This is a genomic window from Burkholderia sp. PU8-34, assembly GCF_053427725.1.
The window spans coordinates 21,420-33,995 of sequence record NZ_JBSAXC010000031.1 but is presented as its reverse complement, the minus strand read 5'-3'; the positions used below and the strand labels follow the sequence as shown (position 1 = coordinate 33,995).

Below are 12,576 nucleotides of genomic sequence, written 5' to 3'. Positions count from 1 at the left end.
GGGTTCATCTTTCTCGGCGACGCCGGCATCCTAAACAAGACACCCGAACCGCTTCGCTCCCCCTCTTCCGCCCCGGCGTTGCCGTCAGCGCGAAAGAGGCGTGATTCTAGGCGGCTCCCGCGCCGAGCGCAAGGGGGTTGATGAAATAAATGTTAAAGCCCCCGTGCGCTGCCGCGCACGGGGGCTTTAAGCTGATGAAGCCAATCTCACGGCACGTACTGATGGCGTTCACATACGCTCGTCAATTCGACTCTATATATATCGTGTTGCGCTCAGGCATGGTGTCGAAGGCCGGCCGCTTCGGCACCGCCCTGCGACGCCAACGCACGCATCACAGACGCAGCAATCCAGTTCATATCTTTGCTTGCGGCAGCCGGTACGTGACGACATGACCCGCCAAAGTTCAGGCTCGCGCATCCAGGCCGGGCTGCAGTTGGCCACCCTGCTCGAACGCGCCGGCATCAATGTCGCGGGAAACGCCAAAGTAGTTGACGTTTCGAGTGGTCAAGCGAAAGAACCTGGCCCTCTTCTCATCGGCCAGGGCAAGGATCGATGGGTATTGATACGATCAATAGTGGCGTCGATCGACCTACGTCACCGGCGTTGACGCGTACCAATATCTCGTCGCCTCGCTCTGGCATATCACCGATTGCCCTTCGCAATCCAGTCGCTGAAGGTAGTTTTCGCCTGGCCGTGCCGCAATCCATCGATCAGACGCCGGATGCGGCATACTTCGCGACGCTGCCTGCAATCAAATTGGCAGCATGACTGCCCCGGACGCTCCACTTAAAAATCTCGGAAGACTGTCCGAACGAGTGATGCCACCTCTGCCGGTCATTCGACGACCCCGGCGAAATTGCTGACAACTGGACTGATGTCGCGTGTATTGGGCGGCGTTCGGCAAGTCGCCCTTCACGAGGCCCGTCCGACGACCCGCCAGTTCCTTACCCATGTCGGCACCCCGCAAGCGACCTACTATAGTGTTGGTGAACGCCAGACGGGCTAGGAAGAGCACCCCACCGGACGATTTGACGAACACGGAAATGGCTCACACCGATGCGTGCTGAGTCGGGTGTCCGTCCGGTGCAGGCCCCTCAAAAGGATCATCATGACACTCCGAAAGCAACCTGCAATCCATGCTGCACTGGTATTCGGGTATGGGTGTCTGGTTCCGGTTATCGCATTCGCGCATATTGGCCAAGGCGACATATCCGGGGGCTTGCTCGCCGGATTCAAACATCCAGTTTCCGGCCTCGATCATGTCGTCGCCATGATTGCAGTCGGATTGTGGGGTGCCCAGTTGGGGAGGCCGGCGATTTGGGTGCTGCCGGTCACGTTCCCGATCGTCATGGCATTCGGCGCTGTTCTCGGTGGCCTGGGTGCCCCGATTCCGTGGATCGAGGTCGGCATTGCGTTATCGGCATTGGCGCTCGGTGCCGCGGTGGCACTTGCATTGACGCCGCCGCTCTGGATAGCGGGTCTGCTGGTTGCCCTGTTCGCCATCTGCCATGGACACGCACATGGGGCGGAATTGCCCGGGTCTGCGAACGCGATGACCTATGCGATCGGATTCGTCGCGGCCACCGGCACTCTTCATGCCCTTGGCATCCTGATCGGCACAATCAATCGCTGGAAGGCAGGCGGCTATGTGCTGCGAGCAGGAGGAGCCCTCATCTCTGGCTGCGGTGTCTATTTCCTCACATACGCAATTCGAGGAGGGTGACGCATGCGTGCATTGCATCGAGCGGTCCTGCAAACCCTTGCCGGTCTCAGTGCGCTGACGTTCCTTTCATCAGCCGAATCACATGCTGTGTACCAAGGCGCGGGCGACTTTTACACCGGGATGTTGCACCTGCTGACGTCGCCGGAACATGTATTGCCCGTGCTGACGCTCGGCGCGTTGGCGGGACAAAACGGCCGGAAACGATGTGAATTTGTGCTCTGGGCGTTTCCGGTCGCCATGGCGGCCGGCGCGTGCATCGCCCTTGCAGTTCCGGATCTGCGCGGTGTGCTCCTGTTCAACGTTGCCTCGGGCGTATTGCTCGGTTCCCTCCTTGCGGCTGCCTTGACGCTGCCGTCATGGCTGATTTTGATTTTATCGATCGGGTTCGGCCTGACGCATGGGTACGCAAACGGATCAGCCATCGTGGGTCAAATCCGCCCTGGTGTTTTCATAGCAGGCATGGTGGGCGCGAGTTTCATCTTGATCGCCTACACGGTTGCCGCGGTCTCGTTCTTGCTGCAGCTTCGGCCCGCCTGGATCGCCATTGCCGTGCGTGTCGCGGGCAGTTGGGCCGCGGCAATCGGGCTTCTCGTCCTCAGTCTCACTCAACGTACGGTACTTCTCTCCTGAGCTGCCGTCTCCTTGGCCGTCAAGAACATCTAAAGTGCAAGCACTGTCAGCCCCGTCATTCGCTCATAAATCCACATGGTTGCAAAGACGGTGATGGCTGCCGATCCACCGTAAAGGGTAGCGAGGCAAAACCAACGACTTGCCCGATAGATGTAAAGAATGGGCAATAGCAGCAGGACCAGCGAGATCTGCCCTATTTCCACACCGATATTGAACCCGGCAAGGGCAGTCGCAAGAAGGGATGTCGGGAGGGCCATATCGGTGAGCACGCTCGCGAAACCGAATCCGTGGATCAAGCCAAATGAAAAGGCGACCAGCCAACGGCGCCTGCGTACCAGCGGAAAAATATTGTTCAGAGCGGAAAGCAGGATCGTCACGGCGATAGCGACTTCCACCCACCGCGACGGCAACGCCACGACGTGCAGCGAGGCAAGAGACAACGTGATCGCGTGTGCCGCCGTGAACGCGGTGACGAGCTTCAATACATCGATCGACATGGCGCCCGGGGAATCGGCAGGGAGCCACTTTTCCCTCCGGAATACGTAAGCTGCCGGCAACAGCAATGACAGAAGGAACAAGGCGTGGTCGAAGCCGCGCCAGATGTGCCAAATGCCCTCCCCAACGAAATCGATGAAGGTGCGCCCGACCCCCTTGCCGCGTACATCCAGGATCTGCACTGGATGACTGAGCCCAAGAATAGCCGTCGTTGTCGCGCCGTTGCTCACGACGTGCACGAGGCCTTTATGCAGCGTGTCGACGTCGGCAAACAAACGGTAGTCGATGCCGAGCTGGGTCGGTCGAGTTGGACAGGCCACCTCGAATTCGAGCACCGCGTACGTGCCGTCGCTGTGGTGGTCAATCAGCATGTCCCCTGGATGAATCGCGCATGCTCGCCCGTCACCCGTAAGCTTGATCCGCGTGAAGGCGTACGCCTTGATGTCCGCTTCGCGGACGCGGACCTCGCCCCACGTCAGCGCGCCGTCCCCGTCGGCATCGAGGATAAGCGGGTTGTCCAGATCCCGAAGGGCGATATCCCATCGGCCAGAAATCGTGTTGTCGCGGACTGCAAGCGTCAAGTAACTGTCGCTCGGCTTGTGCGCCTGCACCGCCGCAGCCCAGCACAGCATGAACAGCGCCAGCCACGAGGACACTCGCCGTTTCATACAGGCGAGCCGCTGTGCGTTGGCTGCGTCGCGAGCCGGGTCCCGAAGACAACGCTTGCCAGACGCGCTGCGAGTTTCGTCAATGCCGGATGGCGCAGCCGCGCCGTCTTCAGCCACATCATCGCGGGCGCAGCACGGGCAGGCTGCCGGGCGGCGATCGCTGCCTCCATCAAGATGCGGCAATCCGCGACCTCTTTTTGCACCAGCCAATCAGCCTCGGCAAGGCTGAGCGCTTTCTCCGGGTCGTTGAGGAGTTTCAGGTTGAAAATGGCCTCTTCACGCAGATGTACGCGATCCCCCCGTTCGGCGGATGCCGCAAACCGGCTTCGCAAGTCTTCGACATGAGGCGCCAAATCGGCGTTAAGCCCGGCCTGTTTCTCGGCCAGCGCCAGGCGAAGGAGCAGGTTGTCATTGCGGAAATCGGCCGAGAGCAGGGCGACGACCTCCTTGGGCCGGTTCTGGTCGAGCAGGAAGTCAGCCCAGGCTGCTTTCAGGTATGCGTCGCGCGGATTGGCGGCCATCGCGTTACGGAAGAATTGTTCGGCGGCTTCCTGCTTGTCCATCCAGACCGCCGTTTCGGCTTGACTGACCGTCAGCCAGGAGTAGAGCATATCGGTGGGCAGTATCTGCTCGGCAAGGTGTTGCAAGAGGAGATAAGCTTGTTCGGGCCGGCCGCTGACCGCTGCCACATTGGCGAGGCAAATCCCCGCGATGGCCGAATTCACCAAGATGAGCCGACCGCAACTTTGCCTGGCCTCCAGGTATCGGCCCTGAACCTGCAGGATACTTGCCCGCATCAGCCACGCATCCATGTTTTCGGGCTGGGCGCGAATTGCGTGATCGAGATCGTCGAGCGCGCTCGCGAAGAAATGGTTGCTTTGGCGAACGCTCGCACGCAGCACCCATGCGCGCGGCGGCGGGTTTGGCTGCCGCAGCCACGGTTCGATTGCGGCTTCGGCCTGGCCCAGGTCGCGCGGGTCTTGATCGCGCCGGAAACGTTCCAGGTGGCGCTTTGCGAGCTCGGCTGCCAGGTCGAAGTTGTGGCCGTCCGCAGCCAGGGCTGCGTGCATGGTCGCGATGGCCGAGTTAAGTGCGTCGTGCGCACGCGGCGCGAGCGTTTCCAGCACCTGTGAGTCATTTGCCGGCCGCACGGGCGCCGCGTGCGCCAACGCACCTGCCAAGCCGAGAAGGACACACGATCCGCACAGGATGCGGCGCCCTGCCGTATCCCGGTTGACCGGTCGCGTCCCGCTCGGACAGTAGCTCCGTCGCACCTCGAAAACTGCCAATCCCTTTAGCGACATGTGCCGGTGCCTGCTGAACGGCGGCGCGTGCAACGCCGCGCCGCGCTATGGTGTGCCGCGCCTCATGCAAGTTGCGCCTTCTCGGCCATTACATTAATTCATCGCACCGGGGATTGGTGTGGTCAGGTAAGGAAAGGCGTTATCGAACACGCTGTCGTCGATCGCTGCGCCGTCTGTCAGCGGAGCCGCCCCAGCCGGAGCGTCGGACGGCGTGCAGCCGAAGATGTCCGGCCTATTGAACGTGCACAACACGCCTATCACCACCCTCAGTTCTGCCGTGACGACGTCGTCACCTGGACGCCGTCCGTTCGGAAAGCCCGCGTTGTCACCAGCCAGGACGCCGAGATTGTTTTGTTTACCTTTTGGCGTCGGCGGAATGGACGTATTCAGACGCAACATTTCGGATGGGGTAACTGTTGTTTGCTGATTCAGCCCCCGAAATCCCGTGAGGAACGTGAAAACAAGATCGAGGCGCGGGAAGTTCGTCGGCGCTTTGGCGCCGGCGAAAAGGCTTTCGATCAGTGCCGGAAGCGTCGGATTCGTCACATAGATCGCAAACTGCCCATCGTTCGCTGGTTTTGAATTGTTGAATCTGTCCTTGTCCTTCAAGCCGATCACGAGTTCGTTGACGAGCGGCATCCCGAGTCGGGACACTTGCGTCCAGCCCCCCTCTGATTTTTCTGGCGTGCTATTAACGCTATCTGGATTTAAAGCAAGCAGCCTATCGTGGCGAATACTTGACGTCGTCCAGCCACCGATGACCGGGTCGCCGCGTTCGCCGACCAGACACTGGGTCGGCACCTCCAGCGCAATCGACGTGATGTTCTTGTCGGCCAGATCGTTCGGGTTACCGTTCCTAGGGCCCAAAGGATTAAGGTTGAGCAAGTCGAACGTCTTGCCGAGCGCCACCGCAAACGACTCCTTGCGCTGGCCTACAAAAACGCGACCCGGAGCCCCGCATCCCGGAATATTGATCGTGTACACATATTGCCGTGCGTAGTTGGCATAGCCACTGACGCTGCCGAACGTCTTGGTCCCGATAAAATCAGTTGGTTTGGTAAACGTCGTGATGCCGCCTGGGCCCGTGATCGCTTCCCCGGAGTCGCCGTGATGGGTGCCTCGAAAAAGTTTTAGCGTATACGTTTCGTTAACGTTCAGTTTCGATGAATCGCCCGCTGACACGGGGCCCGCCTGAACGAGAGGGATCGCCACCTGCTTGCCGCCGACGTTCAGCGCGGCATTGCTCACCGTGTTCTTGAAACGAAATTGAAATGTCAGATGTGCTCTGCCGTCGCCGACGTTGTCGATGTGAATTTCATACAGCGCATCGGGGTCAAGTGTGAAGAAATTCGGGCCGCCATAGGCGTCTTCCAAAGGCGAGTAGTTCGCGATCAGCGTCACATAGCCGCGTCGGTTCTGCTCATAGCTGTTGAACATGTAGAAGTCGGTGCCATCCACCTTCGGCATCGTGGCAATCAGCGGCGCCTCGCGATGGCTCGACGCATAACCAACGCTCGCGCCGGCGCAGAATAGAAAAATTGCGGCGGCGAGTACTGGCTTCGACGCGAGGTAGGTCGGCCGAATAAACTTTGAAGTAAACATGACAGTTCCTTAAAGATACGGCGCCAAGACAGGCTGGCCGTGTACGGAACTACGATCAGGAAGGCATCGACCCGATTCTCACGCGCCGACGCTTTGCAGGACATCTATAGCTGAACTGCCGGGTCTCGAGAGAAGCCGAATTAGCGACGAATATTCTTTCTAATTAAGCGTAAGTCACAATTCTTTCGAGCCTATTGCCCCGATGATTTCGGCAATGTTACTTGGGGCGCATGCAACCGGAAGCTCCATTCGACGATCCGAGGATATGCTCCGTGACCTGCGGCTCGCGGACACGCACCTCCAAACGTGCGACAGCCGCCCTTGGACAAACGCTGGATTCTGCGTCGCGGCCATGTGACCGCGTCAGGTCCGTTAGGCGCCTTTTGTCTTGCATTAAGTATCGTCCGCAGCGGGTCGACTACAGAAGTTCGGGACCGAGTCGGGAGGATTGATCCTCGTCGCACGACGAAGTTCCGGGTTCGGCCATGAAAGGTCGTTCGAATTCTTCCCACCGCAGACACTCGGGTGTCCGCTCCAGATAAGCAAGCAGCCGTTCGAACGGTTGACTCAGCCCTATAGCGAAGACCCGTCGTGGACGGAGGATTGTGGGGCGATGGTGGCGAGACTATCTCTCGCAGACAGACTCACTATCACATCAAGTCGATTTCCCGATACCCATTCCGGATCGAAGGAATAATATCGACCACCTCGAAATAAGGCACTGAGAACAGAGCGGAATCGCGCAGACGTTCCATCACGACATAAAACGTGCGCAAGTCACTTGCCTCAAATTGGGCAATATCGGTGCAGCGCCCGCTGAATGCTTCCGCGTCGAAATGGTCGACCCGAATATCGGTACCTGCCAATGCAGTTTCCATGATCGCGGCAGAAAATCCGTCGCGCTCTGAACGCGACATGGCAAGCCAGGCGGGGGTGGTTTTGAGCAGCACAAATACGTTGTAACGACAGGACGATTGATCCATGGTCGGAGCCTTGCAAGAGAGGGATGATTCGATCAGTATGTGAGTTATTGCTCGCATTTTGTACTCGCATATTTCATTGATGACCGAGATCCTTCCTGATCCGCGCAAACGGCCACGCCAGGCGCGTTCTGCCGCGACGTTCGAGGTCATCCTCGAAGCTTCTGCTCGCATTCTCGAGTCCGCCGGATTCGACGGATTCAACACCAATGCGGTAGCTGATCTCGCGGGAATCAGTATTGGCAGCCTTTATCAGTACTTTCCATCGAAACACGCCTTGATTGTGGAACTGATCAGGCGGGGACGAGACCAGTTTGCCAATGAAGTGAACGAAGCAGTTCAGGCGTTACCGGGCACGTTCCTGGAGGAACAGATCGAGCGGATTATCGAAATCGCCGTACGGCATCAGCTGGATCGTCCGGCTTTGGCGCGGACGCTTGAATATGCTTGGACGATGATCGGAAGTGAACTCGAAGCGGATCAGCTTCAGCGCAAGCTTGAAGCAACGGTGGCCGACCTGCTGCGTAGGCATGGCATCCCCAACGAGATGATCGCGGCACGCGATGTAGTCGCTCTCAGCAAAGGCATGATCGATGCAGCTGGTGTGGCCGGAGAACTCGATAAGGCTCCGCTGAATCAGCGCGTCAGCCGAGCGGTGTTCGGGTATCTGGGGTTGGCAAGAGCGCCGCAAGAGGAGTGAGTGGCCGCTTTTTCCTTGCGGATTCAACCCGTCGATGCAACGAATTGATGAAATTGCTCGGCCGGTATATCGAAGTCTAGTGTCTTGCGTGGACGTTCGTTGAGCCGTCGGGCAATGGCGTTGAGCTTGGCTTGCGAGTAGTCAGAGAGGTCGGTGCGCCTAGGCAGGACCGCTGCCGGCCACAAACGGCCGTTCGACACAGCTTTTTAGATCGTCGACAATCGGTGCAGATAAGGGCGTAGCCTTTAGCGGTTACCGTCGATCAGATCGTTCAGCAGCGCATCGAACGCGGCCTGTGCGTCTTCAAGTTCCTGCAGGGCGGCATCAAAGGTTTGCAGCGCGAACGGCGAAGGCTCGCCGCTGCCTTGCGGCGGAAATTGCTTCTGCATCGAGGCGAACGTACTCTGCACGCGCAGCGTGGCGGCCACCATGCGCTCCATCGCCTGGGTTTCTTCGGCTCGGGCCTGTTCCGGATTCATTCCACTCTCCTTGGATGGTTTTCTTGAAGACCAGATCGTACACGCTGTGTCCGTTCTTGCCGCCCTTGGCAGAACGACTCCGTTGAAGGTTCCAACGGCACGCTGCGCGAGAAGCGATTTAATCGGGAATGATTCCGCAGTCGCGCCGAGGCCAAGATACTCATCGAGTGTGGCTACAAAATCCCGCCGCAGGTCACAACGATTGGCCGCTTTGAATGAATCTGAAGGGCCGTTCAGGGTCGGCAACGGCCTCCAACTCGACCGTCAACTCTGTGTTCGTGAGCGCCGATCATGGCAGACGCGTTGCCGATCCGGTTGATCATGCCCATCGAAACCCGCAGCGCCAAAGCGCGGCGCGAACGCCGCAATGCGTGCGCTATTGCTTCTACCCTATCCCTTCGGCGAGCAACATTCACGCCCCCTTACCAATGTCCGCCGTACCCCTCCCCCCGGGTTGGCATGCAATTCGAAAGTGAATAATCAAATACACCCTGGTCGGCAAGCTGTTCGAACACCGCGGCAAACGAAGATTGCGCGTATATCCCGCATCTCACATATTTCATCGACGCTTTCTGATGAATTGGATGCATCAAGCGCCGATCACCGAAAAGTCATCTTTTATTCAAAGACAACAAATTGAGACTACGGACATCTTTTCTGAGAGACAACAGAACCAACACCGGCAACACGAGCAAACCCCGGCCCCCCGTACCGGCAATCGTCAAACAAACTGTACCGGTACTGTACCGAAAACCGTCGCTAAACTGCCTCCATCCCCCCCGCTTCACCGATGGAGAACACCGACATGGAATTCCTCACCCTGAGCGCGCTTCCGGCCGGCATGCTGTTCGCGCTCGTCACGTCGATCACGCCCGGCCCGAACAACACGATGCTGCTCGCATCGGGCGTCAACTTCGGATTCCGCCGCACGATGCCGCACCTGTTCGGCATCAGCATCGGCGTCGCGATCCTGATGCTGTGCGTCGGTTTTGGCCTCGGCGAAGCGTTCAAGCGCGTCCCGATGCTGTACACGATCCTCGAGATCGCGAGCGTCGCCTACCTGCTGTATCTCGCTTGGCGGATCGGCACGTCGGGCGAGGTCAAGGCGAACGGCGGCAACGCGCGACCGATGACGTTCGTCGCAGCCGCCGCGTTCCAGTGGGTCAATCCGAAGGCGTGGATGATGGTGCTGACCGCCGCGACGACAATCCGGCTGTCCGCCGACTACGGGATGAACGCCGCGTGGATGGCCGTCGTGTTCATCCTCGTCGGCTTCCCGTGCATCAGCCTGTGGGCGGCGTTCGGCCTCGGCCTGCGGCGCTTCCTGTCGAACCGCCGCGCGCTGCGCATGTTCAACGTAACGATGGCGGTGCTGTTGATTCTGTCCCTGTATCCGCTCATCGCGCACCTGCTGCCGCAGTAAGCGCCCGCTCACGTCCGCCCGTTGAGATTCGCCGCGCGCAGGCGTACGCTAGTCTTCCGGGCGCGCGAAACCGCATCGCCGGTCGAGCCGCTACTGTCGGGAGACTACCGATGAAGCCAATGCTGAGGACGGGCGAGCACATCGAAGGGATGCACTGGATCGCCGAATATCACCAGCAGACGCACGATATCCGGGTATTGCGCGAAGACATCGAGGTCGGCACGTATAGCGCGCCGCCGACGCTGTTCGGCGAAGAGGAAGACGTGGGCGCTCCCAACCTCGCCGACCATCGCAGCCGCGATGCCGCGCTGCGCGCGTATCTGCGCCACTTCGTCAAGGAACACGACGCGGAAGAATAGCGGCGCGCACGCCCCGCATTCCCTGCCTCCGCATGCGGCCGACGTGCGTCGTCCGGCCGCGTGCGTACCGGGTCGGGTTGCGCGGGTAGGGCCACATCGCGATCCGCGCGACGTTCGGCACCATGTCGTGACGTCGACGCGCGGCAGCGCGATCCCGACGCCACCGCATCCTCTCTTCAGTGCCCGAGCGGCTCCGCATGCGTCGACGATGGCACCGCTTCATGCGGCCGCGCAATCTGCTTGATCAGTAACGCGACGCACGCCAGCACGCCGGCCACCGCGATCGTCGCGAACACGCCCGCGAACGTGAAATGCCGGCGCGTCAGCTCTGCAACCAGGAACGACCCCGCAATCCCGCCGAAACGCCCGACGCCGAGCATCCACGCGACGCCCGTGCCGCGCCCTTCCGTCGGATAGAACGCCGCGGCCAGCGCCGGCATCGACGACTGCGCGGTGTTCATCAGCACGCCGGCCACGAACACGACCAGCACGAGCAGCCCGACGTTGCCGGCTGCCTGCCCGATCGCATAGACGCTGACGGCCGTCAGCGCATAGCACACGGCGATCACGCGGTTCGCGTTGAAGCGGTCCATCAGCACGCCGCACAGCACGGCGCCGACGCCGCCGAGCGGGAACAGCGCCGAGATCAGCGTCGCGCGCTGCGGGGACAGGCCGGCATCCTTCAGCAGGATCGGCATCCAGTTGATCGATGCGTAGAAGATCACGAGGCCCATGAAGTACGCGAGCCACAGCATCACCGAACCCGCGATGTACGACCGCGACAGCACGACGCCGAGCCCCTTGCTGCCCGTCTGCGGGGCAGTCTCGGTCATCACGAACGAAGCCGCGTTCAGCGCGTCGCGCGAAATGCGCGCGAGCGTCGCGCGGATCCGGTCGACGGGCTGGCTGTTCGCGACCATGAAGCGCACCGATTCCGGCATCTTCACGAGCAGCAGCACGCCGAGCAGCAGCGGCGTCACGCCGCCGAGCATCAGTACGCTGCGCCAGCCGAAGTGCGGAATCATCCATGCGGCGAGGAAGCCACCGAACGCCGCGCCGAGCGGAAAGCCGCAGAACATCAGGTTGATCACGGTCGCACGGCGCTTGTCCGGACAGAATTCGCCCATCATCGTGACCGCGTTCGGCATCGCCGCGCCCAGGCCGACGCCGGTAACGAAACGCAGGACCGTGAGCTGCCCGATGCTCGACGAGAACGCGGACACGAGACAGGCAATGCCGAACAGGAACACCGAGCCGAGCAGCAGCGCGCGGCGCCCGAGGCGATCGGACAGCGGGCCCGACACGAGTGCGCCGCACGCGAGGCCGAACAGCGCGGCGCTCAGCACGGGTGCGAGATCGGGTTTTGCGAGATGCCATTCGGTGAGCAGCGACGGGGCGATGAAGCCGATCGCGGCCGTATCGAAACCGTCCAGCAGGACGATCACGAAGCACATGAGGAAAATGAGCCACTGAAAGCCGCCGAACGGCTGCTCGTTGATGAAGGTCTGTACGTTGACGACCGAGGTGCGATTCATTGCCTGTCTCCTGTTGACCAGATGTCGACCGGACTAGGCGCTTCAGCGCTGAGTCCGGTCTCATGCAAAGCTGTTAGCGCTTCAGCGCTTACTCTGGCCCCATGCAAAGCTGATATATAAGCGGCGCGGCTCACCGGCCGCGCCTTACCTTTGTTCGCGCATCGAGGGCGATGCGCTTGCGCGCCGATACACTGCCGGCGCGTCTGTTCGTCATCGATGGCCCGCTGCCGCGCGCTTCGCGACCGATACCGGGCCCGGCGTCAGCCCGCCGCGTCCAACCGGCCGTCCTAGGCGGCCTCGTCCTGCTCCTTGAAGATCTTGTCGGCGAGATGGAACGCCGAGTTCGCCGCCGGCACGCCACAATAGATCGCGGTCTGCAGCAGCACTTCCTTGATCTCGTCGCGCGACACGCCGTTGTTGCGCGCAGCGCGCAGATGCAGCGCGAGCTCCTCGCTGCGGTTCAGCGCGACCATCATCGCGATCGTCAGCAGGCTGCGCGTGTGGCGCGGCAGCCCGTCGCGCGTCCAGATCTCGCCCCACGCGTAGCGCGTGATCAAGTTCTGGAATTCCTCGGTCACCTCGGTGCGATTCTCGATCGAACGGTCGACGTGCGCGTCGCCGAGCACCGCGCGGCGCACCTTCATCCCTGCTTCGTAACGTTGCTGGTCGTCCATCGCG

The 12,576-nt window shown here is 60.7% G+C and carries 13 protein-coding genes and 1 pseudogene; 6 read left to right on the top strand and 8 right to left on the bottom strand.

Annotated features, from left to right (window positions below):
• Positions 1–388 precede the first annotated feature (388 nt).
• From ACV22Z_RS35060 to ACV22Z_RS35050, 3 genes are all read left to right on the top strand, one after another.
• The gene (locus ACV22Z_RS35060) at positions 389–607 is read left to right on the top strand and encodes a hypothetical protein (RefSeq protein WP_448080832.1); all 219 of its coding nucleotides are present in this window, start codon (positions 389–391) and stop codon (positions 605–607) included.
• 501 nt (positions 608–1,108) lie between these two features.
• On the top strand, positions 1,109–1,723 hold the full coding sequence (locus ACV22Z_RS35055; RefSeq protein ID WP_448080831.1) for a HupE/UreJ family protein: 615 nt from the start codon (positions 1,109–1,111) through the stop codon (positions 1,721–1,723).
• 3 nt (positions 1,724–1,726) lie between these two features.
• Positions 1,727–2,353: a HupE/UreJ family protein gene (locus ACV22Z_RS35050; protein WP_448080830.1), complete on the top strand. Its 627-nt coding sequence runs from the start codon at positions 1,727–1,729 to the stop codon at positions 2,351–2,353.
• A 29-nt stretch (positions 2,354–2,382) separates the two neighbouring features.
• Here ACV22Z_RS35050 and ACV22Z_RS35045 read toward each other — a convergent pair whose 3' ends face one another.
• The 4 genes from ACV22Z_RS35045 to ACV22Z_RS35030 all read right to left on the bottom strand — a co-directional run bounded on the left by ACV22Z_RS35045 (position 2,383) and on the right by ACV22Z_RS35030 (position 7,405).
• Positions 2,383–3,504, bottom strand: coding sequence for a HupE/UreJ family protein (locus ACV22Z_RS35045; protein WP_448080829.1), 1,122 nt, complete (start codon positions 3,502–3,504; stop codon positions 2,383–2,385).
• Between the two features lie 8 nt (positions 3,505–3,512).
• On the bottom strand, positions 3,513–4,643 hold the full coding sequence (locus ACV22Z_RS35040) for a hypothetical protein (protein WP_448080828.1): 1,131 nt from the start codon (positions 4,641–4,643) through the stop codon (positions 3,513–3,515).
• Positions 4,644–4,913: 270 nt separating this feature from the next.
• On the bottom strand, positions 4,914–6,422 hold the full coding sequence (locus tag ACV22Z_RS35035) for a DUF4331 domain-containing protein (RefSeq protein ID WP_448080827.1): 1,509 nt from the start codon (positions 6,420–6,422) through the stop codon (positions 4,914–4,916).
• Between the two features lie 650 nt (positions 6,423–7,072).
• Positions 7,073–7,405 carry a darcynin family protein gene (locus ACV22Z_RS35030; protein WP_448080826.1) on the bottom strand — a complete coding sequence of 111 codons (333 nt, stop codon included), beginning with the start codon at positions 7,403–7,405 and terminating at the stop codon, positions 7,073–7,075.
• Between the two features lie 79 nt (positions 7,406–7,484).
• Between ACV22Z_RS35030 and ACV22Z_RS35025 the strand changes: the two genes are divergently transcribed.
• Positions 7,485–8,102, top strand: a complete 618-nt coding sequence (locus ACV22Z_RS35025) for a TetR/AcrR family transcriptional regulator (protein WP_448080825.1) — start codon at positions 7,485–7,487, stop codon at positions 8,100–8,102.
• A gap of 23 nt (positions 8,103–8,125) precedes the next feature.
• On the opposite strand, the pseudogene ACV22Z_RS35020 reads toward ACV22Z_RS35025, so the two are convergent.
• Positions 8,126–8,266 (bottom strand): annotated as a pseudogene (locus ACV22Z_RS35020) (IS30 family transposase); the annotation flags it as partial.
• A gap of 81 nt (positions 8,267–8,347) precedes the next feature.
• The gene (locus ACV22Z_RS35015; protein ID WP_011549124.1) at positions 8,348–8,581 is read right to left on the bottom strand and encodes a hypothetical protein; all 234 of its coding nucleotides are present in this window, start codon (positions 8,579–8,581) and stop codon (positions 8,348–8,350) included.
• Between the two features lie 805 nt (positions 8,582–9,386).
• Between ACV22Z_RS35015 and ACV22Z_RS35010 the strand changes: the two genes are divergently transcribed.
• Together ACV22Z_RS35010 and ACV22Z_RS35005 are read left to right on the top strand one after the other, a co-directional pair.
• Positions 9,387–10,004 (top strand): LysE family translocator, encoded by a 618-nt coding sequence (locus ACV22Z_RS35010; protein ID WP_448080824.1) that lies wholly within the window; start codon positions 9,387–9,389, stop codon positions 10,002–10,004.
• Positions 10,005–10,114: 110 nt separating this feature from the next.
• Entirely contained in the window at positions 10,115–10,363 is a 249-nt protein-coding gene (locus ACV22Z_RS35005; protein WP_448080823.1) for a hypothetical protein, read from the top strand.
• A 176-nt stretch (positions 10,364–10,539) separates the two neighbouring features.
• Here ACV22Z_RS35005 and ACV22Z_RS35000 read toward each other — a convergent pair whose 3' ends face one another.
• Entirely contained in the window at positions 10,540–11,898 is a 1,359-nt protein-coding gene (locus tag ACV22Z_RS35000) for an MFS transporter (RefSeq protein WP_448080822.1), read from the bottom strand.
• A 287-nt stretch (positions 11,899–12,185) separates the two neighbouring features.
• Positions 12,186–12,572 (bottom strand): 4-carboxymuconolactone decarboxylase, encoded by a 387-nt coding sequence (pcaC, locus tag ACV22Z_RS34995; RefSeq protein WP_448080821.1) that lies wholly within the window; start codon positions 12,570–12,572, stop codon positions 12,186–12,188.
• Between the last annotated feature and the right edge of the window lie 4 nt (positions 12,573–12,576).